This window comes from Carnobacterium sp. CP1 (assembly GCF_001483965.1).
Classification (GTDB): Bacteria; Bacillota; Bacilli; order Lactobacillales; family Carnobacteriaceae; genus Carnobacterium_A; species Carnobacterium_A antarcticum.
In genome coordinates this window covers 665096-686741 of sequence record NZ_CP010796.1, presented here as the reverse complement: position 1 = coordinate 686741, position 21646 = coordinate 665096, and the positions used below count along the sequence as shown (strand labels likewise).

Here is a 21646-nt window from a genome sequence, read left to right as displayed (position 1 = left end):
TGCGCTTTCTAACTTCTTTTTTACTCTGAACAGGAGTGATTTTAAAATGACAGAAAAATACTTGGAAATTACAGAAACGGTTTTACGAGATGCTCATCAAAGCTTGATGGCCACTCGTATGACGACGGATGAAATGCTGCCCATTATTGAAAAGATGGACCGCGTCGGCTATTATTCACTCGAATGTTGGGGTGGTGCTACTTTTGATGCAGCTATTCGTTTCTTAGATGAAGATCCCTGGGAAAGGCTGCGTGAGATCAAAAAAAGAGCTCCGCAAACAAAACTGCAAATGTTATTGAGAGGCCAAAACCTATTGGGGTATCGTCATTATGCAGATGATATTGTAGACAAATTTGTTGAAAAAGCTAGTAAAAACGGAATCGATGTATTTCGTATTTTCGATGCTTTAAATGATACGCGTAACCTGGAGGCTTCTTTGAAAGCGGTCAAGAGACATGGCGGCCACGCGGAGTTGACGATTTGCTATACGATCAGTGAGGTCCATACGATTGATTACTATGCCGCACTAGCGGATCAATTGCAGCAAATGGGGGCAGATTCCATTTGCCTTAAAGATATGGCTGGCATCCTAACTCCTTATACAGCTGAAAAGCTGGTTAAAAGATTAAAAGAAGTGCTGACTATTCCGCTGAGTCTTCACACTCATGCGACCAGCGGAATTTCACAAATGACTTATTTAAAAGCGGTGGAAGCTGGAGTGGATAGAATCGATACAGCCATTTCGCCTTTTTCAGAAGGAACAAGCCAGCCTCCAACTGAATCAATGGTGCTTTCTTTAAATGAAGGAAACGTAAAAACAAGAGTAGACGTTGCATTGCTGGAAGAGATTGCTGACTATTTTAAACCGATACGAGACCATTATTTGGCTTCCGGCATATTGAACCCTAAGATGATGGGTGTTGACCCTAAAGCTTTATTATACCAAGTGCCAGGTGGAATGTTGTCTAATTTGTACGGCCAGTTAGAACAAGCAAAAGCCACTGATAAATACGATCAAGTATTAAAAGAAGTACCAAAAGTCAGAGAAGATCTAGGGTACCCGCCTTTAGTCACCCCGATGAGCCAAATGGTGGGAACACAAGCAGTTTTTAATGTATTGGCAGGGGAAAGATACCAAATGGTGCCAAATGAAATCAAAGAATACTTGCGAGGTTCTTATGGGCAAAGCCCGGTACCTGTTAAAGAAGCTTTTCGGAAAAAGATCATCAAAAATGAAGAAGTCATAACGGATCGGCCAGCTAATCATCTTTCACCGGAATTTGACCGCTTAAAAGCTGAATTAGGAGATTTGGCAAAAAAAGATGAAGATGTCCTAACGTATGCTATGTTTCCTCAAGTCGGGAAAGCTTTCCTTGAAAAGAAATACTCCCAAGTAAAGGGCAGCTCAATGGCAAGTAAAAAGGAACAACAAGAAAAAAAGGCAATCAAAATAATTGCGGTGATGTAAGATGTAAAGGAGGAAACATCATGCGTTTTACTTTAATAGATGGAGTCGTGGTCACTATAACCAGCCTCGTCATGGTTTTTTTAGCCTTGATCATTCTGCTGTTCACTATTGAACTAATCCATTACATGGTTAAACGTACGGGGAAAAAAGAACCGCCAGTAACAACACTTGCGGGAAATCAGATTTTAGCAAAAGATGAAGAAACAGAGTTAGTAGCTGCTTTAATGGCGCTAGTTTTGGCTAATGAAGATCAACAAAATAAAAGCTATCAAATAACTGAGATCAAAAGAATTCGTTAGGGGTGTTGGGAATGAAACAATATGAAATTCAAGTAAATGGCAAAGTTTACCACGTTTCAGTTAAAGAACTTTCTGAATCATCAGATGTAACACCAACCACATCTCAAGAAACAATCAAAGAAGCAGAGTCTGCTGTTGCAAGTCCCGAGACGGTCGCTAAACCAGCTTCAAATAGGGAAGTAGCTGCTCCTATACCGGGAACGATTTTATCTCTAGCGGTAAAAAAAGGACAGTCTGTAAAAGCTGGCGAAGTTTTGTGTGTTTTGGAAGCGATGAAAATGGAAAACGAAATAGTGGCGCCTCAAAGCGGAATCATTTCAAGTATTCCTATCCAAGTAAATCAAGCTGTGGAAGCCGGGGATGTTTTGGTGGTGCTCTAAAGTATTGGAGGAATTCATATGTTGGATGCTCTGAACGAAATGCTCAGAACTTCAGGTTTTGCAAATTTGTCTTACAAAGAACTGATCATGCTGGTGTTAGCTTGTTTTTTCCTGTATTTGGCAATACAAAAAGGGTACGAACCCTACTTGCTGATCCCGATTGCTTTTGGCATGCTTTTAGTCAATTTGCCTTTAGCAGGTTTAATGTCGGCTCCCTTGAATGGAGAAAACGGCGGTTTATTGTATTACATTTACCAAGGAATTGATTTAGGAATCTTCCCGCCTTTGATTTTCCTTTGTTTAGGTGCTGCTACAGACTTTGGACCGCTGATCGCTAATCCCAAAACGCTACTATTAGGCGGAGCTGCTCAAATTGGGATCTTTGTTGCATTTTTTGGTGCATTGATTTTCGGAATGACGCCTCAAGAAGCTGCGTCGATTGGAATTATCGGTGGTGCAGATGGTCCGACCGCTATTTATTTAACGACCCGATTGGCCCCTCATTTATTATCTACGATTGCTATTGCTGCTTACTCTTATATGGCTTTGATTCCGATTATTCAGCCTCCGATCATCCGGCTGTTAACGACCAAAAAAGAACGCGAAATAAAAATGGAACAGTTGCGCGAAGTATCTAAAAAAGAAAAAATCATTTTCCCAATAGTGACGACATTAGTTGTCAGTTTGGTGGTGCCTTCAGCTACACCTTTGATCGGAATGTTGATGTTGGGAAACCTGGTGAAAGAAAGCGGTCAAGTACCGAAAATAACCGAAGCCCTGCAAAATGCCTTTATGTATACCGTAACGATTTTATTAGGATTGTCCGTTGGTGCAAAAGCGAGCGGGGATGTCTTTTTAACGATTGAAACATTGCAAATCATTATTTTAGGTCTAGTGGCGTTTTCAATCGGAACAGCAGGTGGAGTTTTAATGGGGAAAGTCATGAACAAATGGTCAGGAGGAAAAATCAATCCAATGATCGGTGCTGCCGGAGTATCTGCTGTCCCTATGGCCGCACGTGTTGTACAAAAAGAAGGAGTTAAAGCAAACCCTGCTAATTTTCTATTGATGCACGCCATGGGACCCAATGTAGCCGGGGTGATTGGCTCTGCCATAGCGGCTGGAGTGTTATTATCGTTTTTGAATTAGCGCCTTATAACATGACGAGCAGAAATTATTTTTGATATCTCCTGGAAACTCCGCTATACTTTTCTAAAGTAGTTAAATAAAAGCAAAGGTGTTGAAAAGATGGATTTATCAAGAGAAGCAGCAACCAACCGTATTGCTGAATTAGAAAAAGAATACCAGCACTATCTTAAGAGCCCTATGAACTTAACGATTACGCGAGGTGTTCCTGGTAAAGAACAATTAGCTTTGTCTGAACCGATGTTAGGTTTATTAAACAAACCGGAAGATTTTATCAGTCAGGAAACCATCGATATTCGTAATTACGGAGAATTAACCGGGATCTATGAAGCCAAAAAATTGTTTTCTGAACTTTTAGGTGCAGGAATAGAAGAAACCGTCATCGGCGGGAACTCTAGTTTAAGTCTGATGTATTTGGTATTAACAACGAAATTTTTTATGGGGGAACACCCTTGGCAAGCAGAAGAAAAAGTGAAATTTCTTTGCCCCAGTCCTGGATACGATCGTCACTTTTCAATGACTGAACATTTAGGAATTGAAATGATACCGGTAGAGATGGACGAAAACGGGCCTAAGATGGATGAAGTGGAACGTTTAGTGAGCAATGATGCTGCAATAAAAGGAATTTGGTGCGTTCCGACTTATAGCAATCCAACGGGTGTAACGTATTCGGATGAGGTGGTTGATCGGTTAGCAACAATGACAACCAAAGCTCCAGATTTTACTATTCTGTGGGACAACGCTTATCTAGTCCATCATTTAACCGATGTGCATGAAACAGCAAAAAACATATTGACTACTTGTAAGACAGTTGGAAATGCAGATCGAGTCTGGATGTTTTGCTCAACTTCTAAAATAACGTTCCCGGGAGCTGGAGTTGCAGCATTAGCTGCTTCAAAAGCAAACGTTGCATTGATTGCTGATGAACTATCGTATCAAACGATTGGTTATGATAAATTAAACCAAATGCGGCATGTAAAGTTCTTACAAAATCCTGAACAAGTAGCGGCTCATATGGCCAAACACGCTGCAATTTTAAAACCAAAATTTGATTTGATCAAAGAAAAATTGCATGAACGGTTTGACGGAAAACCATTAGTCGAATGGACGGAACCTGCTGGAGGCTATTTTGTTCACCTTACGACATTAGACGGCTGTGCGACCAAAATAGTGGCTGCTTTAGACAAAATCGGAGTGAAAGTAACAAATGCAGGGGCTACGTATCCATATGGAAAAAATCCGCGGGACAACAGCATTCGCCTTGCGCCGACACCAGTAGCATTAGCTGACTTGGATCAAGCAATGAATGCGATTGGTTTGTGTATCGAATTAGTCAGTTTAGAAAAAATGTACTCATAAAACCAAAATGAATAAGAAGATAAAAAGAGACGCAGCTTTTTCATAATTAAGGTTGCATCTCTTTTTAATTGTGCGTATAATCGGAAACAGATTAAAAAAAGATAAGAAAAGAAGGAGAAGTTTATGGAAATCATTAAATTAATTGGGATTTTGATCATTGTAGTAGGTTTCATTTTAAAATTTGATACCATTGCGGTCGTATTGATTGCAGCATTGGCTACTGCTTTAGTTTCAGGGATCTCATTGACAGATTTTTTAGTTTTGTTAGGAGATGCATTTGTTTCTAACCGACTAGTAACGTTATTTTTACTTACTTTACCGATGATTGGATTAACCGAACGGTTTGGGTTGCGTCAACAGGCAGTTAAGTTGATAGAAAAGATGAAGGGACTGACACCAGGCCGCTTTTTATCTTTATACATGGTTATTCGTGAATTAGCCGGATTTTTTTCTGTCCGTGTTCAAGGCCACACACAATTTATCCGTCCATTAGTTGAGCCGATGACTCAAGCAGCTGCTGAAACAAAATACGGCGAAATCAGTGATGAAGATATCGAGCGAATCAAAGCACGTTCGGCTGCAACTGAAAATTACGGAAACTTTTTTGCACAAAATACTTTTATTGCAGCAGCCGGTGTTTTATTGATTGCAGGTACTTTGGAATCTCTAGGATATAAAGTATCAGCTGTAGCGATTGCTCAAGCTTCTATTCCAATTGCGTTGATTATGTTGGTGATGGTAGCTGGATCAAATATTTTATTTGACCGAAAACTGCAACGAAAATACGGCAAAAAAACCAGCTTGCCAACGCAAAAGGAGGAAAAATAACCCATGGATGCCATTGTAACGAATATACTAGAATTTTTCTTTATCGTGATTGGTTTATTGCTGATTTATACAGCTAGTAAAGTTTTTAGAGATGTAAACCATCCAACACGTTTTGGTACAGCATTGTTCTGGCTTTTATTAGGAATCGTATTTGCTTTTGGAAACTTCATACCAGCCATGATAGATGGCGTATTGATTATGGTGATGGGTGTACTGACATTGTTTAAACAAGTTCGTCTAGGAGAAGTCAAGACTGTGGATGAAGACAAAGCCTTAGAAGCTAGTGACCGTTTAGGCAATAAAATTTTCATTCCGGTTATTGCTTTAGCAGTGGTGGCCGTTCCAATTGCACAATTTACACCACTTGGCGGACAAGTCGGAATCGGAATAGGGGCAGTTGTTTCCTTACTGATTGCTATTTTCTTAACCAAATCAAAACCCAAAATGGTTTTGGATGAAGGCGATCGGATGATCCAGCAAGTCGGTACGACGGGTATTTTGCCTCAATTATTGGCAGCATTAGGCGTTATTTTTACAGCAGCAGGTGTTGGGGATGTTATCGCAAGTGGAATTTCTACCTTTATACCGGAAGGCAATCGGCTATTAGGTGTTATCGCTTATGTGTTAGGAATGGTTATTTTTACAATGATCATGGGAAATGGATTTGCCGCTTTTACCGTTATTACAGCTGGAATCGGGCTGCCTTTTGTTATTGCACAAGGGGGCGATCCAGTTATCGCAGGGGCTTTGGCTTTGACTGCTGGTTTTTGTGGAACGTTGCTAACACCGATGGCTGCTAACTTTAATGCTTTACCAGCTGCTTTATTAGAAATGAAAAACCCGAATGGGGTTATTAAAGAACAAGCACCCTTTGCCATTATTATGATCGTGGTTCATATTGTATTGATGTACTTCTGGGCATTTTAAAAAAAGTATAATAATAAAACCATTCATTAAATAAAACCTGTTAACTTTGCTAATTAAAAGTAAATATGGTAAATTTCATAAAGTAGGGAACAATTGAAAGGAGTACGACATTACATGAAACTATTAGTAACCGGTTTTGATCCATTTGGCGGCGAAGAAATCAATCCAGCTCTTGAAGCGGTCAAAGGTTTAGAGGATACCATTAAAGGTGCAGAAATCAAAAAAATAGAAATTCCGACAGTATTTGGCAAAGCAGCTGAAGTTGTTAAAGCAGCTATTGATGAATTTAACCCAGACGTTGTTTTAAACGTCGGACAAGCAGGAGGACGATTTGCACTTACTCCTGAACGGGTAGCTATCAATATTGATGATGCCCGTATCCCAGACAATGAAGGCAATCAGCCGATTGATGAAGCGATCCAAGAAGAAGGAAATGCAGCATATTTCACTCAATTGCCTGTTAAAGCAATGGTAACAGCCATTAAAGCAGCCGGTTTACCTGGAGCCGTTTCTAACACCGCTGGAACATTTGTCTGCAATCATATCATGTATCAAGTTCAGTATTTAATTGATACAAAATATCCGGAAATCAAAGGCGGATTCATTCATGTGCCTTTTATCCCTGAACAAGTAGTAGACAAAGCGGATCAACCATTTATGAATTTGACTGATATGACAAAAGGATTGACAGCTGCAATAGAAGCAATCGTCGCATTTGACGGCAAAGAAGATTTAAAAGAAGTAGGAGGAGCGATTCACTAAGATGCAAGCAGAAGTTATCCGTCCAGTTTTTGTCTATGGCAGTTTAAAAGCTGGCGAATTTAATTATAAACGTTATTTAGATGGCAAAGTGCTCACCGCTGAACCAAAGTGTGCCCGCATAAAAGGCTCACTTTATGATATGCCGTATAAAGGGTATCCAGCTCTTCTGGTTGAAGAGTTCAGTACGGATTGGGTATATGGCGAAATCTTTGAACTGCTGGATTATGAAGCAACCTTGTCTCAATTAGACGGTTTAGAAGGTTACCATGGAGCAAATCATCCAGCTAATGAATACGAACGCAGTGTTGTGACAGTCGAAGTCTGGCAGGAACAGGCTAAGGAGTTTGTAGCTCAGGAAGTTTTTGTTTATCTTTACCGAATAGAAAATGACGCTCTATTTACTCAACAAGCCGAAGTAATGAAAGACGGCATTTGGCGGCCAAGCGTGACGAACGAAGCTGTTCAGTAGCCGAAAATTTCCCTGTAGAATAGAAAATAGCACCAGAAGAGCAACTTTCTTCTAGTGCTATTTTTTATGCAGCAAATTTAGGGAGCCTGTTTCTTCAGCTACTACTTCATGAAGCAGACAGCCGCTAGTTCATGCAGTTAAAACAAAAAAAGCACTTCCTAGGTGCGTGTCAGCAACGCTGATCAAGGAAGTACTTTTCTGCTTTGAAAACTTATTTTTCTTTGGTTCCATCTTTTTTATAAATGATTACTTTTGTGTCTTTATTTGCAGCAATTTCTTTGGCACGCGAAACAGCTTTTATTTTCTGATCATAAGTGTCGCTGGGGCGTTTAGCGTCTTTGGTTTTGACAGCCCAATGGTCTTCATCATAAAAAACCTCAACAGGATTATCCAATAAATCCGGATTGGCGCTAGAAGTGTCATGAGAATCATTCTTTTTAGGATTTGACTCTTTCTTTAGCTCCTTCTTTTCTTTATCACTGGCATTTTCCATCCATTCTTTAGCTTGAGAAATAGCGATAGGGATAGCTCGATCGTCTTTGTAGCCATTTGCCAGTAGTGCATTAGCAATATCAATGGTTTTTTTGCGGAGCAAAGGGTCGAAATTTTTTAATGAAGCAGGGTAATCATTCATGTCCCATGGCATAGTTATCATCCTTTCAAATGCTTTCATATTTTGTGCTTAATTTAGTTATAACACTCTAAACAGAGTGGGGCAAACAATAAAGCTTTTAAAGCTGTTAGAGATTCGTCAGTGAAGCAGATGCTATTTTTCACCGGATTAAGCCGTGATTCCGTTTCTTAATAATGGTATAGTAAGACAGAAGATAAAGAGAAAGGAGCGAAACCATGAAAAAGATACTCGTTTTTGGCGGAACACGATTTTTTGGCAAAAAGGCTGTTGAATTGCTGCTTGAAAAAAATTATGAAGTAACCATTGCTACGCGCGGAATCCACTCAGATGACTTTGGAGATCAGGTCAATCGGATCATTATTGATCGGGCAGACGGAAATCATAAAGGATGGTCGGCGCTTCAACAAGAAACGTGGGATGTGGTCTTAGATAATATCTGCTTTACAAAAGAAGATGCCGATTTGATTCTTGAAAAATTGAATGGGAAAATCCGACATTATTTTTTAACTTCTACTTTAGCTGTTTATGAAGGAGAAAAATCAGGTTATAGCGAAACTGATTTTGATCCCTGGAATTATCAGATAGATCCAAAGAAAGAAGTTACCTATGGAGAAGGCAAACGACAAGCTGAAGCAGTTTTGTTTCAACAAGCCCGCTTCCCAGTAGTTGCATTAAGAATTCCGATCGTGTTAGATACAGACGATTATACAGAACGTTTGCATTTTTATATCCGCAAAGTACTGCAAGAAAAGCCGATTTACTTTTATCAAAAAGATGCTAAAACAAGCTTTATTAAAGGAAGCGAAGCAGCTAAAGCAATCGTATGGTTGATCGAAAATAAAAAAAGCGGAATCTACAATGCGAGCGCTGACCAGGCTATCTCTATTGCTGCTTTTGTTGATTGGTTAGAAGAAAGCCTAGCCCAAAAAGCATATGTGTCCTATACAAATGATCAAGAGAATCAATCGCCGTTTAGTGTATCTCATGATTATTACCTAAAGGTCGCTAAAATTGAAGCAGAAGGTTTCCCAACAAGCAACTTAATAGATTGGTTAAAACCCTTGATGATCCAATTGAAAAAAACAATCGAGTCAGAAGAATAGAAAGAGGCTATAATGTGAAAAAAATTGATTCAGCAGCACAATTCTTGACCGAACAAATGGATTTATTTCAGTGTCCAGTTTGCCGCCAAGCTTTCCAACAAGTAGAAAACAGAAGCTTACGGTGTGAATCCGGTCATTTATTTGATTTGTCAAAAAAAGGAACTCTTTATTTTTTATTGAAAGGTTCAAAAAACGAATACGATAAAGAAATGTTAACTGCGCGGTTCCAGATAGCTCAAGCAGGCTTGTTTGATCCTTTACTGGACTCTGTGTATCAGCACATACAAAATAAAGAAACCGGCCATCTTTTGGATGTTGGCTGCGGAGAAGGTTCGCAACTCGACTATTTAACAAAATTAGGTTTAAAAGGTCAAAAAATCGGTTTCGATATTTCTAAAGATGCAATTCAGTTAGCTGCCAGTCATTTTACCAGCGCTTTTTGGTGTGTGGCTGATTTAGCCCAGTCGCCTTTTGCAACGAGTCAATACGATACCATTTTGAATATTTTCTCCCCTTCCAATTACCAAGAATTTGAGCGCTTATTGAAGCCGGGAGGTCAAGTCCTAAAAGTCGTGCCGGAAAAAGATTACTTAATGGAGTTGCGCGCTCTTTTTTATCGTGATCAAAAAGAGCGACAAGATTACTCTAATGAATTAGTGATCAAAAAATTTAAAGAACACTTTTCGTCAATCGAAACCAAACGGGTTCGGTATCAATTTCCTTTAACGGATGATGCTTTTAAAGACTTGATGAAAATGACTCCATTAAGTTGGGGAGCTAGCGAGGCTGCTAAGCAATATGCGATGGAACACCCATTGTCGTACATCACCGTAGACGTTTGTTTATTGATTGGGTCTGACTAGGTAATAGACAAATGTGTCTGAAATGTGAAGGTTGTTTTTTGGGGCTAGCGCTTACAATCCTTTAAGTGTAAGCCAGAGGGTTGCAACCTATCTCTAGGGATGTTATATTACGTATAAGCTATTTTGTTCATTCGTTTTTATCAGGAATCCATCAGATTTTGATAAAAGTTAGTGAGACTAAAAAAGGCTTCATTAACGTATCGTTTCGCAGTGCTGGACACCGAAGCGATGCGTTTTTTTATGCTTTTTTACTAATGACTGTTTTTTTATTAAAACAAACCATTTAATTTACCTATAGAAGATAATTTTTGTTCGTTTTTAAAACAATTATGCTAAAATAAATAGAACACCTTTGTTAAGGAAGGAGTGAGTTTTTTGGCGGCGATGCAAACAGCACTTAAAGAAAAGATTATTGAAGAAAGCAAGCGAATCGGTATCAATAAAATTGGCTTTACAACTGCTGAACCATTTTCTGATTTAGAAAGCAAATTAGAAGCTCAACAAGCCAAAGGGCATCACTCCGGTTTTGAACACAAAGTCATCAAAGAACGGATTTATCCAGAATTGATTTTTGAAAGTCCGCGTTCTATCATTTCGATTGCGTTAGCTTATCCGACTAAAATTGAAAACCCGCCGCCTCGTGTAAAAGGGGAAAGACGGGGAGAATTTGCTCGTGCTTCATGGGGTATGGACTACCATGACATTTTGCGCGAAAAAATGAATCAGTTAATCGATTATATCCGTCAAGAAGCTGGAGATACAGTTACTTATAAACCAATGGTCGACACTGGAGAATTGGTTGATGTAGCTGTTGCTCAGCGAGCAGGATTGGGGTTTATTGGGCGAAACGGCTTGTTGATCACAGAGGAATTTGGTTCTTATGTTTATTTAGGAGAAATTATTACCAATCTAGACTTTCCCAGTGATGAAACGGTTCCTTTTGGTTGTGGTGACTGCACGCGTTGTATAGACGCTTGCCCAACAGGAGCATTGCTGGGGGATGGGCGGATGAATGCCAAGCAATGTCTGTCTTATCAAACTCAAACTAAAGGCATGATGCCGGAAGAATTTAGGCGCAGTATGGGACATGTCATTTACGGCTGTGATATTTGCCAGATTGTTTGCCCTTATAATAAGGGTAAGCATGCGAATGTCCATCCCGAGATGGAACCAGAGCCGGAAAGCGTGATGCCAAAGCTGAAACCAATGCTCAGTATCAGCAATCGTGAATTTAAAGAACAATTTGGGCATATGGCAGGTTCGTGGCGCGGGAAAAAACCGCTGCAGCGCAATTCAATCATAGCCTTAGGGAATTACCGCGATAAATCGGCTTTACCGGATTTGCTGCGGTGCGTGGAAAGAGATCCGCGTCCAGTTATTCGCGGGACAGCTGCGTGGTCGATTGCTAAAATAGTTTCGTATCAAGACGACATGGTTATCGAATTTTTAGAAGAAGCACTTGAAAAAGAAACCGATAAAGAAGCATTTTTTGAAATAAAACAAGCAGTCGTCGCGATCAAAGACAAAAGAACTAAAAGAAATTAATATTCAGGAGGAAAACCGAACATGGCTAATCATATCGTTTTATTTGAACCACAAATTCCTGCAAATACAGGAAACATTGCTAGAACTTGCGCAGGTACCAATACACATCTTCACTTAATTGAACCTTTAGGTTTTTTAACAGATGACAAGCATTTAAAAAGAGCTGGCTTAGATTACTGGAATGACGTCAATATCACCTATCATGCTGATTTAGATGCATTTTTAGATCACGCGAAAAACGGTCAACTGCATCTAATCACAAAATTCGGACATCGTATTTATAGCGAGGTCGACTATACTGATACAGAAGAAGATCATTATTTTATTTTTGGCAAAGAGACTACAGGTTTACCTGAAGAGTTTATGCGTGCCCATGAAGAAGACTGTTTGAGAATCCCAATGGACGATACCCATATCCGTTCTTTGAATCTATCAAATACAGCTGCCATTTTGATTTATGAAGCTTTGCGTCAACAAAACTTTGTAAATATGGAATTGACGCATCACTATCAAAACGACAAACTTGATTAATTTAAAGTGAGACCATTAAAAGAAGAAGCATTCTTTTAATGGTCTTTTTTTGTAGCAAAAAAGGAGTATTCTTCTTGTGAACGTTTTCTATAAAGGCTACAATAAAGAAAAATTCGTGAACAACAGGAAGAGGTTTTTTTATGTTTGATTTATTTAAAAAATTAATGCCTTTTTTCTTGGAGCATAAACAGCGTTATGGGTGGGCTATTTTTATGATGATGATTGGTAACGGACTTGTTTTGATTCCGCCATTTATTATTGGAAAGGTAATCGATGGAATTTATTTAAATCGTTTGACTAGCGGAGCGTTAGGCAAGTTAACTGTAGGATTTATTTTTTCTGTGGTCGTTTCTTACGGAATCGAGATTTTTTGGGGCTACCAGTTGTTTGGAGGAAGAAATGTTTTAACGAGACAATTGCGAAAGCAGTTAATGAAGCATTTTCTGAATATGCGGGCAGTATTTTATGAAAAATTTCGAACAGGTGATTTGATGGCACGAGCGACCAATGATTTGGATGCTATTTCTGAAATGGCCGGTTACGGCATTATGATCACAATGGATTCTACTGCTTTTCTTAGTTTTATTTTAGCGACGATGTTTTTTTCTGTTTCTTGGAAGTTAACGCTTGCTTGCATATTGCCTTTGCCGTTATTAGGTTATTTGCTGAAAAGACTGGGCGATAAGGTACATGTGCGCTATAAAGCTTCCCAAGATGCTTTTGCTGAAATCAATGATGAGGTGTTAGAAGCAGTAGAAGGTGTGCGTGTGGTGCGAGCCTACGTACAAGAAGAGTCGATGATGAATGAATTTAATCGAAAAACAGAAGAAGTTTTACAAAAAAATATAGCCGTAGCTAAAATAAACTCCATGTTTCAGCCTCTCATCAAAATCCTTTTAGGAATCAGTTATGTGCTGGCTTTTGGCTTCGGAGCCCGTTTAGTTTCTCAAGGCGAGATTACTTTAGGACGTTTGGTTTCTTTTCAAGTTTATCTTAGTATGTTGGTGTGGCCGATTCAGTCCATTGGCGAATTGATCAACTTGCTGCAGCAAGGAAATGCATCAATGGACCGAGTTTCAGAAGTTTTGAGAGCTGGGGATAATATGGGGAAAGCAGGGACTCGTGAAATGACCGCTAATGAGTCGGTGCATTTTGATGATCTTGTTTTTCGTTACCCAGCGTCTAAATCCATTAATTTGAATCACGTGGATATCACTATACCGGAAGGAACGACATTGGGAATCGTTGGAAAAACTGGAAGCGGAAAGACGACCTTTATTCGACAGTTGTTGCTGGAGTATCCATCGGGTTCTGGCAACGTGACTATTGGCAGTTTTCCGATAGAAGAATTGGAGCAGAACCAACTGTATTCTAAAATTGGATACGTTCCCCAAGACCATATCTTATTTTCCCGTTCGATTCGTGAAAACATTGCCTTTGGAAAGCTAGCAGCTTCAGAAAACGAAGTCATGGAAGCCGTTCGTCTGGCGAGTTTTGAAGAGGATTTAAGCCGCATGCCAGAAGGATTAGACACACTAATCGGAGAACGGGGAGTAGCTCTTTCAGGAGGACAAAAACAACGGATTTCCATCGCACGAGCATTGTTAAAAAAACCTGCTATTTTAATTTTAGATGATCCGCTTTCAGCAGTAGATGCCCGAACAGAGCAACAAATCATTCGCAATATCCAAACCGCTAGAAAGGATAAGACGACTATTATCACAACTCATCGCTTATCTTCTGTTTATCATGCTCAACAAATCATTGTGTTAGAAAATGGCCGAATCATTGAAAAAGGCACACATCACGAGCTGATTGAAAAAGACGGTTGGTATAAAGAGCAATTTCTTCGCCAACGCTTAAAAGAAGAGGGTGAAAAAAATGAAGACGATTAAAATGTTGTGGTCTTATTCAATGATCAAAAAATGGCATTTTTTAATAGGAATGGTTTTATTGGTCTTAGCGGTAGCCACTGACTTAGCAGGACCTCTGATTATCCGTCGTGTGATTGATGATATCATCGCGCCTTCTTTGAAAGGGACGCTTGACGTAAATTTGCTGATTCAATTTTTAGGATTGTTTCTAGGGCTGGCGGTGCTTACGGCAATTTTCCGCTACCTTAGTTTTTTAGCGTTGACCATCGGAGCAAATACCGTGATTCGATCAATGCGAGACGAATTATATGACCATGTTCAACATTTGCCGATTCATTTTTTTGATAATCTAGCTGCTGGGAAAGTAGTTTCGCGTATCACGAATGATACGGAACAGCTCCGAATTTTTTATGTCATTGCGGTTGGTCAGATGTTGACCAATTTCTGTTATTTAATCGGTATCTATGTGGCTTTAGGCCGTTTAAATCCTGTTTATGGTTTAGCTGCATTAGCGTTGGTACCTGTCTTTATTTTTTGGGCAGTTATTTACCAAAAATATGCGGCGCCTTACAATAAAAAAATCCGTCACTTGATTGGCGAAGTTAATGGCAAGTTAAACGAATCGATTCAGGGAATGTCTATTATCCAAGCGTTTCAACAAGAAACGACAATTGAAAAAGAGTTTGACGAAACCAACGAAGAATGGTTTGATTACAGTCAAAAGTTTACTATGCTGGATTCGATCGCTTCTTACAGTTTTGTGGAAGTAATCAAGAATTTTTCTTTATTGCTGCTAGTTTTATACTTTGGCAGAGGCTATCTTGCTGGTTCATTGGTTGTTAGTGTAGGGCTATTATATGTTTTTGTCGATTATACCACTCGCTTATTTCAACCGATACAAGGAATTGTTTCTCAGTGGGCTTACCTGCAAACGGCTTTAGTTTCTGCTGAAAGAATCTTTGAGCTGCGTGAAACGCCAATGGAAGTTGAAGAAAAGAAAGAATTGATTCTTACAAAAGGGGAAGTGACTTTTGATCACGTTTCTTTCGCATATGAGGAAGAAAAGTACGTTTTAAACGACATTAGTTTTACAACAAAACAAGGAGAAACCGTTGCTTTGGTTGGACATACTGGCTCAGGAAAAAGTTCGATCATGAACTTACTTTTCCGTTTTTACGACCCTGCAAAAGGCGCTATTTATTTAGATAGTGTAGCAACAACTTCTGTTTCAAGAAAAAGCGTTCGAAAACAAATGGGAATCGTTCTGCAAGATCCTTATTTATTTAAAGGAACGATTGCATCGAATGTTTCTTTAGGAAATAAAGAAATTACACGAGAAAGAGTCAGACAAGCTATTGAAGCCGTAGGAGGGGATATTTTATTACAGAATATGCCGCAAGGAATAGATGAACCGGTAGTGGATAAAGGTGCTACTTTATCTTCTGGACAACGACAATTGATTTCATTCGCACGTGCTTTGGCATTTGACCCGGCTATTTTGATTTTGGATGAAGCAACTTCAAATATTGATACTGAAACAGAAGAGATGATTCAGCATGCGATGTCGGTGGTTAAAGAAGGCAGAACGACATTCATTATTGCCCACCGTTTATCGACCATTCAATATGCGGACCAAATATTGGTGATGGATAAAGGAATGATTGCTGAAAGAGGCACACATGAATCACTTTTAAAATTAAATGGCCAGTATGCTCAGATGTACCGGACACAAGCCAAACAGAAAAAAGCCTAGCAAGAGCTTCCTCTTCATCGAACTGTAAGGAATGGAGAGGGTTCTTTTTTTTGAGCTTTACATTATATACCTATGGGGGTATAATGATTTTAAGAAGGCGAGGAAGAGATATGAAAAAAGTACTGATTACAGGCATCAAAGGGTATCAAAAAGGGATTTCTCCATTATTTCCGCCGACCTGCCGGTATTATCCTACTTGTTCTAGTTACGCCATAGAAGCAATTGAACGCCATGGGGCATTAAAAGGAACAGTGATGGGGACAGCGAGAATTTTGAGGTGCCATCCATTTGTTAAAGGTGGATTTGATCCAGTTCCTGATAAGTTTACCTTAAAACGGAATCAGACAAAATAAAAATCGAGTGCTGTATAAATAGGCACTTTTCAGGAGGAAAAAAATGTTTTTTAAACGTACACCATCAATCACGATAAATGAATTAAGCAGCAAGTTAGCTGAAAAACCGCAAATCCTAGATGTCCGCGAACCAAATGAGTTTAGTGCCGGGCATATTCCTGGAGCGAGAAATATTCCCCTTGGAAAAGTAAGCAGTTATACGCCAAAAGGAAAGACGTACATTATTTGCCAGTCAGGCATGCGGAGTAAGAGAGCGGCTAAACTGCTATTGTCAAAAGGATATGATGTCGTGAATGTCCGTGGCGGCATGTCGTCTTGGACAGGCCAAACAAGAGGAGGAAAATTATAATGCGTATTGTTATTATTGGCGGAGTAGCTGGGGGAATGTCTGCAGCTACTCGCTTAAGACGGTTAAACGAAAAAGCAGAAATTATTGTACTAGAAAAAGGTCCTTATGTTTCTTTTGCTAATTGTGGCTTACCTTATTATGTAGCAGGCGAAATTGAAAATCGGTCTGACTTGTTGGTGCAGACACCTCAACAATTACAAGCTCGTTTTGAATTGGATGTTCGTCCCTTTAGTGAAGCAACAGCTGTTGATCCTGAACGAAAAAGCGTGTCCGTACAGTCAGATAAAGGAAACTACGAATTAACTTATGATAAATTGATTTTATCTACCGGAGCGAAGCCTTTTATTCCGCCTGCGCCTGGTTTAACTGAAGCTAAAAATCTTTTCACTTTACGCTCTGTTCCAGATGTCGATGACATCACTAACTACATTGACACACACCAGCCGACAGAAGCAGTTGTTGTCGGTGCTGGTTTTATCGGTTTAGAAATGACCGAAAGCTTAGCAGCTCGCGGAATCAAAGTAACTCTTATTGAGAAAGCACCACATGTTTTGCCGCCCTTAGATGAAGAAATGGCAGCTTATATTGCTAAGGAATTAGCCGAGAATGGCGTACGCGTGTTAACCGGAAACTCTGTAACGGCATTTAAAAATGAAGGACAAGTTGTCGTTTTAGAAAGCGGCGAAAAAATTAAAAGTGAATTGACTCTCATGTCTGTTGGGGTTCAGCCGGAGTCAAGCTTAGCTGAAACAGCTGGTATCAAGACAGGCTTGCGCAATGGTATTGTGGTAGATGAGGAATACCAAACAAGTCAAAAAGACATTTATGCTGTTGGAGATGCCATTATTGTCAAACAACAAATAACAGGTAATGACGCATTGATTGCATTAGCCTCTCCCGCTAATCGCCAAGGGCGGCAAGTTGCAGATATCATTAGCGGATTGCCAAGGAAAAATAAGGGCAGTATCGGCACAGCAATCGTTCGTGTCTTTAATCAAGTTGCTGCTTCAACAGGACTTTCTGAACGCCAATTACAGCAAGCTGGAGAAAATTATGACAGCGTTCATGTGCAAGGAAAGAGCCATGCTGGTTATTTTCCAAACGCACAGAATTTATTGTTAAAATTGCTGTTCCACCCAGTAACGGGTAAAATCTACGGTGCTCAAGCAATCGGACCAGATGGTGCTGATAAACGAATAGATATTTTGGCGACCGCTATCAAAGCTGGGCTAACGGTAGAGGATTTACCGGAGTTGGAATTTACTTATGCCCCGCCTTTTGGTTCAGCTAAAGATCCAGTAAATATGGCCGGTTATGCTGCATTAAACATTCTTGAAGGATTGTCGGAATCTATTCAATGGTATGAACTAGAACAAAAGCAAGCTGAAGGCTATTTGCTGTTAGATGTTCGTAACCCAAATGAAGTCGCTCAAGGGCGTTTAGAAGGCTCAATCAATATTCCGCTAGATTCTTTGCGGAGTCGTTTAGATGAATTATCAAAAGAACAGCCGTTGATCGTCAGTTGTCAAAGTGGCTTACGCAGCTATATTGCAGAACGAATTTTAAAGCAAAATGGTTTCCAAGCAATAAATTTAGATGGAGCCTTCAGTCTGTATTCAGTTGTTAGGCCCGGAAAGGTGGAGAAATAATGTATAAATCAATTTCAATACCAGAATTCGAACAAAAATGGAATAAAGCATCCCTGCCATTGATCGATGTGAGGGAAGATCATGAATTTTCTGCAGGACATTTAAAAGGAGCCATTCATATCCCGCTGAATGATTTGCCAGAGAACTTGGACAGCTTAGATAAAAACAAAGAATATTATATCATGTGCCATTCAGGTGGCCGCTCTGCAACAGCCTCTCATTATTTAGCTGATGCAGGCTATCAAGTTGTGAATGTTATGGGAGGAATTTCTGCCTGGAAAGGAGAAAAAATCTAATGAAACACAATCAAAAAGTCATCAATCGTATTAAACGTTCTGAAGGGCAAATGCGCGGAGTTTTGAAAATGATGGAAGAAGGCCAAGAATGTAAAGATATCGTTACCCAATTATCAGCTATCCGTACCAGTATAGACCGGGCAATGGGCATTATTGTTGCTGAAAATTTAGTAGAGTGCGTATCGGATAGTATGAACGAAGGCATTAGCCGTGAAGAAAGCATTCAAGAAGCAATTGATTTGTTGGTTAAAAGCAGGTAACAAAAAAATACCGTTAACGACAGCTTGTTTAGTCGTTAACGGTATTTTTTGTCTGTAGCAATCTATTTACGCTAAGAAAAACAATTGAATAAAGAACAAGACGGCAAAGATGTAAACAAACGGGTGGACCGTTTTTGCTTGTCCTTTGACAGCTTTTGTAATGGGATAAGTGATGAACCCTAAAGCCAGACCCGTTGCAATGCTTCCGGTCAGCGGCATAGATAAAATAACAATAAACGCTGGAAAAGCTTCAGAAAAATCAGACCACTTGATTTCAGCTGTACTGGCCATCATAAATGTACCCACAATGACTAAAGCAGGAGAAGTGATGGCTGAAACACTCGAAATAACACTAAACAGCGGGTAAAAAAAGCTGGATAAAGCAAAGAGAACAGCAATGGTCAAAGCGGTTAAACCTGTACGGCCGCCGGCAGCAACACCTGTTCCAGATTCTGCAAAAGCAGTTGTTGGACTCGTTCCGAAAATAGAACCAACAGTCGTGCCGATTGCATCAGAAAGCAAGGCTTGCTTAGCATTTTCCAGTTTTCCGTCTTTCATTAAGCCAGCTCTTTTGGTCACGCCGATCATAGTGCCAGTCGTATCAAAAATAGTGATCAATAAGAAAGAAATGACCGCGCCATACAAACCATTAGAAGCAATATCGATAAAAGGTGTGATAGGATTTGTAATCATCAAATCAGAACCAAAATCAGGCATAGCTACTAAACCATCGAATTGAATCAGTCCCATAAAATAGCTGATGAGAGTAATAACAACCATTCCAATGAAAAGAGCCCCTTTGACATTTAAAATCGTTAAAACAACGCTTAGCATAATACCGAACAATGTCAAAAGAACAGCTGGATTATGTAAATCTCCTAAGGCAACGATATTCTCTGGATCACCGACGACCACACCTGATAAACGCAAGCCAACAAAGGCGATAAACAGACCGATACCAGCTGTAATAGCAGATTTCAAGGTTTCTGGAATGGCACCAATCAGTTTTTCTCTAAATGTTGTGAACGACAGCAATAAGAAGATGACACCGGCTACGAAGACGGAAGAAAAAGCTGTTTTGTAATCAACTCCACCAGCAACCACTGTTACAAAATAAGCATTTAAACCTAAACCAGGCGCTACACCAATGGGATAGTTAGCAGCTAAAGCCATCCATGTGGTTCCAACAACCGCTGATACAATGGTTGCCATAAAAATTTGATTAAAGGGGATACCGGCTGCAGATAAAATCACGGGATTGACTACAATGATATAAGCCATTGTCAAAAACGTTGTCAAACCTGCTAGGATTTCTGTTTGGACCGTTGTGTTATGTTTTTCTAACTGAAAGAATTTATTCAAAATACTTTCCTCCTAATAAAATATGAAAATGCACCATTTATCATCATAATTCTTTTTCCAGTTGAATGCAATAAAGAGTTGGTTTTTTATATAAGAGAACTGAAAAACTGTTCGCTTTAACCTATAAAAGGATAAGAACAAAATTTTTTCGATTAGTCTTGGGTGGAACACAATTGGCTCTGAAAGTAAAACGTTCCTCAAAATAAGCCGAAATTATTTTAAAAGAAGAGTTAGTTGGCTTTTTCACCTTTAAACACGAACATTAAATCAACTATTTTATTTATATATCGTTTTTTTAGCTTTACAACGGCTTAGGTGAAATGGTAGGATAAAGAAGTAAACAAGAGGAAAATAAAATTGCTGGAGGGTATATAAAGTGAAAAAGCAACGTTCATTAAGTTTAATCGTAGTTGGTCTAAGTGTAAGTTTGGTATTAGGGGCATGCGGAGCAAACGATTCTGCCAATGCGAGTGGTTCATCTGATGCTTCAGAAGTAAAAACTGTTGGCTTAGTTTCTGATTTTAGCGGAATTGATGACAAATCGTTTAACCAAGCTGCTTGGGAAGGTCTTCAAGCTTGGGGTAAGGAACATGGGATGGAAAAAGGCATCAAAGGTTATGATTACATTCAAGCAGAATCAGCATCCGATTATACGATGAACTTGCAGACGTTGTCTAATAATGGTTTTGATACAGTTGTGGCGATGGGATTCAAGTTAACGGAAGCTCTAACAGACGTAGCACCAGAATACCCAGAAACGAACTTTGCGATCATCGATGTTGAGATGCCGTCAATGGATAACGTTGCTTCACTAGTTTTTAAAGATAATGAATCAGCATTCTTAGCGGGTGTTGCAGCTGGCGAAACGACGATTTCTAACCAAGTCGGGTTTATTGGCGGACAAGAATCTGAGGCAGTTGATCGTTTCGAAGCCGGGTTCATCCAAGGTGTGAAGATGTCTAACCCAGAAGCTGAAGTACGGGTTGAGTATGTAGGTTCTTTCGCTGATTCTGCAAAAGGCAAAGCCATTGCAGCAGCTATGTATACCAATGGAGCAGATGTAATCTACCAAGCAGCTGGAGATTCTGGCAATGGAGTTTTTTCTGAAGCGAAAGACCGGATGAATGCGAAACCGAATGAAAAACTATGGGTCATCGGAGCAGATCGTGATCAAACTGAAGAAGGACAATACAATGATGGAAGTGTGACACTAACTTCGACATTGAAACAAACAGGTAACGCTATTCAAGATATTGCCAATCGTTCAGCTGATGGAGAATTTCCTGGCGGAGAAGTACTGAACTATGGCTTGGCTGAAGATGGAGTTGGCCTGACAGAGGGACAATTATCTGAAGAAGCATTGAAAAAAATTACTGAATTCAAACAACAAATTATAGATGAAACTATCAGCATTGCTGAAAAACCAGAAAACTAAT

23 protein-coding genes are annotated in these 21646 nt (G+C 39.6%); 21 read left to right on the top strand and 2 right to left on the bottom strand.

Annotation, left to right across the window (positions count from 1 at the left end; translation table 11 throughout):
• Nucleotides 1-46 precede the first annotated feature (46 nt).
• The 9 genes from NY10_RS03460 to NY10_RS03420 all read left to right on the top strand — a co-directional run bounded on the left by NY10_RS03460 (nucleotide 47) and on the right by NY10_RS03420 (nucleotide 7638).
• Complete coding sequence (locus tag NY10_RS03460) at nucleotides 47-1468, top strand: oxaloacetate decarboxylase subunit alpha (protein ID WP_058918682.1); 1422 nt, start codon at nucleotides 47-49, stop codon at nucleotides 1466-1468.
• Between the two features lie 20 nt (nucleotides 1469-1488).
• On the top strand, nucleotides 1489-1767 hold the full coding sequence (locus NY10_RS03455; protein ID WP_058918681.1) for an OadG family protein: 279 nt from the start codon (nucleotides 1489-1491) through the stop codon (nucleotides 1765-1767).
• Nucleotides 1768-1778: 11 nt separating this feature from the next.
• On the top strand, nucleotides 1779-2147 hold the full coding sequence (locus tag NY10_RS03450; protein ID WP_058918680.1) for a biotin/lipoyl-containing protein: 369 nt from the start codon (nucleotides 1779-1781) through the stop codon (nucleotides 2145-2147).
• A gap of 18 nt (nucleotides 2148-2165) precedes the next feature.
• Nucleotides 2166-3296 carry a sodium ion-translocating decarboxylase subunit beta gene (locus NY10_RS03445; RefSeq protein ID WP_058918679.1) on the top strand — a complete coding sequence of 377 codons (1131 nt, stop codon included), beginning with the start codon at nucleotides 2166-2168 and terminating at the stop codon, nucleotides 3294-3296.
• 99 nt (nucleotides 3297-3395) lie between these two features.
• Entirely contained in the window at nucleotides 3396-4652 is a 1257-nt protein-coding gene (locus NY10_RS03440; RefSeq protein ID WP_058918678.1) for an aspartate aminotransferase type Ic, read from the top strand.
• 123 nt (nucleotides 4653-4775) lie between these two features.
• The gene (locus NY10_RS03435) at nucleotides 4776-5480 is read left to right on the top strand and encodes a DUF969 domain-containing protein (RefSeq protein ID WP_058918677.1); all 705 of its coding nucleotides are present in this window, start codon (nucleotides 4776-4778) and stop codon (nucleotides 5478-5480) included.
• 3 nt (nucleotides 5481-5483) lie between these two features.
• The gene (locus NY10_RS03430) at nucleotides 5484-6407 is read left to right on the top strand and encodes a DUF979 domain-containing protein (protein ID WP_058918676.1); all 924 of its coding nucleotides are present in this window, start codon (nucleotides 5484-5486) and stop codon (nucleotides 6405-6407) included.
• A 114-nt stretch (nucleotides 6408-6521) separates the two neighbouring features.
• Nucleotides 6522-7169 (top strand): pyroglutamyl-peptidase I, encoded by a 648-nt coding sequence (gene pcp, locus NY10_RS03425; RefSeq protein WP_058918675.1) that lies wholly within the window; start codon nucleotides 6522-6524, stop codon nucleotides 7167-7169.
• A gap of 1 nt (nucleotide 7170) precedes the next feature.
• Entirely contained in the window at nucleotides 7171-7638 is a 468-nt protein-coding gene (locus tag NY10_RS03420) for a gamma-glutamylcyclotransferase family protein (RefSeq protein ID WP_058918674.1), read from the top strand.
• A 211-nt stretch (nucleotides 7639-7849) separates the two neighbouring features.
• Here the strand turns inward: NY10_RS03420 and NY10_RS03415 are convergent, their stop codons facing one another.
• Entirely contained in the window at nucleotides 7850-8284 is a 435-nt protein-coding gene (locus NY10_RS03415) for a DUF2188 domain-containing protein (RefSeq protein WP_058918673.1), read from the bottom strand.
• A gap of 203 nt (nucleotides 8285-8487) precedes the next feature.
• Here NY10_RS03415 and NY10_RS03410 point away from each other — a divergent pair, with 203 nt between their 5' ends.
• The 11 genes from NY10_RS03410 to NY10_RS03360 all read left to right on the top strand — a co-directional run bounded on the left by NY10_RS03410 (nucleotide 8488) and on the right by NY10_RS03360 (nucleotide 18848).
• Nucleotides 8488-9375: an NAD-dependent epimerase/dehydratase family protein gene (locus NY10_RS03410; protein ID WP_058918672.1), complete on the top strand. Its 888-nt coding sequence runs from the start codon at nucleotides 8488-8490 to the stop codon at nucleotides 9373-9375.
• Nucleotides 9376-9389: 14 nt separating this feature from the next.
• On the top strand, nucleotides 9390-10238 hold the full coding sequence (locus NY10_RS03405; RefSeq protein ID WP_058918671.1) for a methyltransferase domain-containing protein: 849 nt from the start codon (nucleotides 9390-9392) through the stop codon (nucleotides 10236-10238).
• 384 nt (nucleotides 10239-10622) lie between these two features.
• Nucleotides 10623-11783 (top strand): tRNA epoxyqueuosine(34) reductase QueG, encoded by a 1161-nt coding sequence (gene queG / locus NY10_RS03400; RefSeq protein ID WP_058920224.1) that lies wholly within the window; start codon nucleotides 10623-10625, stop codon nucleotides 11781-11783.
• 21 nt (nucleotides 11784-11804) lie between these two features.
• Nucleotides 11805-12314 (top strand): tRNA (uridine(34)/cytosine(34)/5-carboxymethylaminomethyluridine(34)-2'-O)-methyltransferase TrmL, encoded by a 510-nt coding sequence (gene trmL / locus NY10_RS03395; protein ID WP_058918670.1) that lies wholly within the window; start codon nucleotides 11805-11807, stop codon nucleotides 12312-12314.
• Nucleotides 12315-12454: 140 nt separating this feature from the next.
• Nucleotides 12455-14209, top strand: a complete 1755-nt coding sequence (locus tag NY10_RS03390; RefSeq protein ID WP_058918669.1) for an ABC transporter ATP-binding protein — start codon at nucleotides 12455-12457, stop codon at nucleotides 14207-14209.
• A complete protein-coding gene (locus NY10_RS03385; protein ID WP_058918668.1) occupies nucleotides 14196-15941 on the top strand; it encodes an ABC transporter ATP-binding protein in 1746 nt (581 codons plus the stop codon). The genes NY10_RS03390 and NY10_RS03385 overlap by 14 nt, the downstream gene beginning before the upstream one ends.
• Nucleotides 15942-16051: 110 nt before the next feature.
• A complete protein-coding gene (yidD, locus tag NY10_RS03380) occupies nucleotides 16052-16294 on the top strand; it encodes a membrane protein insertion efficiency factor YidD (RefSeq protein WP_058918667.1) in 243 nt (80 codons plus the stop codon).
• 43 nt (nucleotides 16295-16337) lie between these two features.
• Nucleotides 16338-16643, top strand: coding sequence for a rhodanese-like domain-containing protein (locus NY10_RS03375; RefSeq protein WP_058918666.1), 306 nt, complete (start codon nucleotides 16338-16340; stop codon nucleotides 16641-16643).
• Nucleotides 16643-18292, top strand: coding sequence for an FAD-dependent oxidoreductase (locus tag NY10_RS03370; RefSeq protein WP_058918665.1), 1650 nt, complete (start codon nucleotides 16643-16645; stop codon nucleotides 18290-18292). The genes NY10_RS03375 and NY10_RS03370 overlap by 1 nt, the downstream gene beginning before the upstream one ends.
• Nucleotides 18292-18588 carry a rhodanese-like domain-containing protein gene (locus NY10_RS03365; RefSeq protein WP_058918664.1) on the top strand — a complete coding sequence of 99 codons (297 nt, stop codon included), beginning with the start codon at nucleotides 18292-18294 and terminating at the stop codon, nucleotides 18586-18588. The genes NY10_RS03370 and NY10_RS03365 overlap by 1 nt, the downstream gene beginning before the upstream one ends.
• Complete coding sequence (locus NY10_RS03360; protein ID WP_058918663.1) at nucleotides 18588-18848, top strand: metal-sensitive transcriptional regulator; 261 nt, start codon at nucleotides 18588-18590, stop codon at nucleotides 18846-18848. The genes NY10_RS03365 and NY10_RS03360 overlap by 1 nt, the downstream gene beginning before the upstream one ends.
• Nucleotides 18849-18914: 66 nt before the next feature.
• Here the strand turns inward: NY10_RS03360 and NY10_RS03355 are convergent, their stop codons facing one another.
• On the bottom strand, nucleotides 18915-20210 hold the full coding sequence (locus tag NY10_RS03355) for an NCS2 family permease (RefSeq protein ID WP_058918662.1): 1296 nt from the start codon (nucleotides 20208-20210) through the stop codon (nucleotides 18915-18917).
• 376 nt (nucleotides 20211-20586) lie between these two features.
• Between NY10_RS03355 and NY10_RS03350 the strand changes: the two genes are divergently transcribed.
• Entirely contained in the window at nucleotides 20587-21645 is a 1059-nt protein-coding gene (locus NY10_RS03350) for a BMP family lipoprotein (RefSeq protein WP_058918661.1), read from the top strand.
• The last annotated feature ends 1 nt before the right edge of the window (nucleotide 21646 follow it).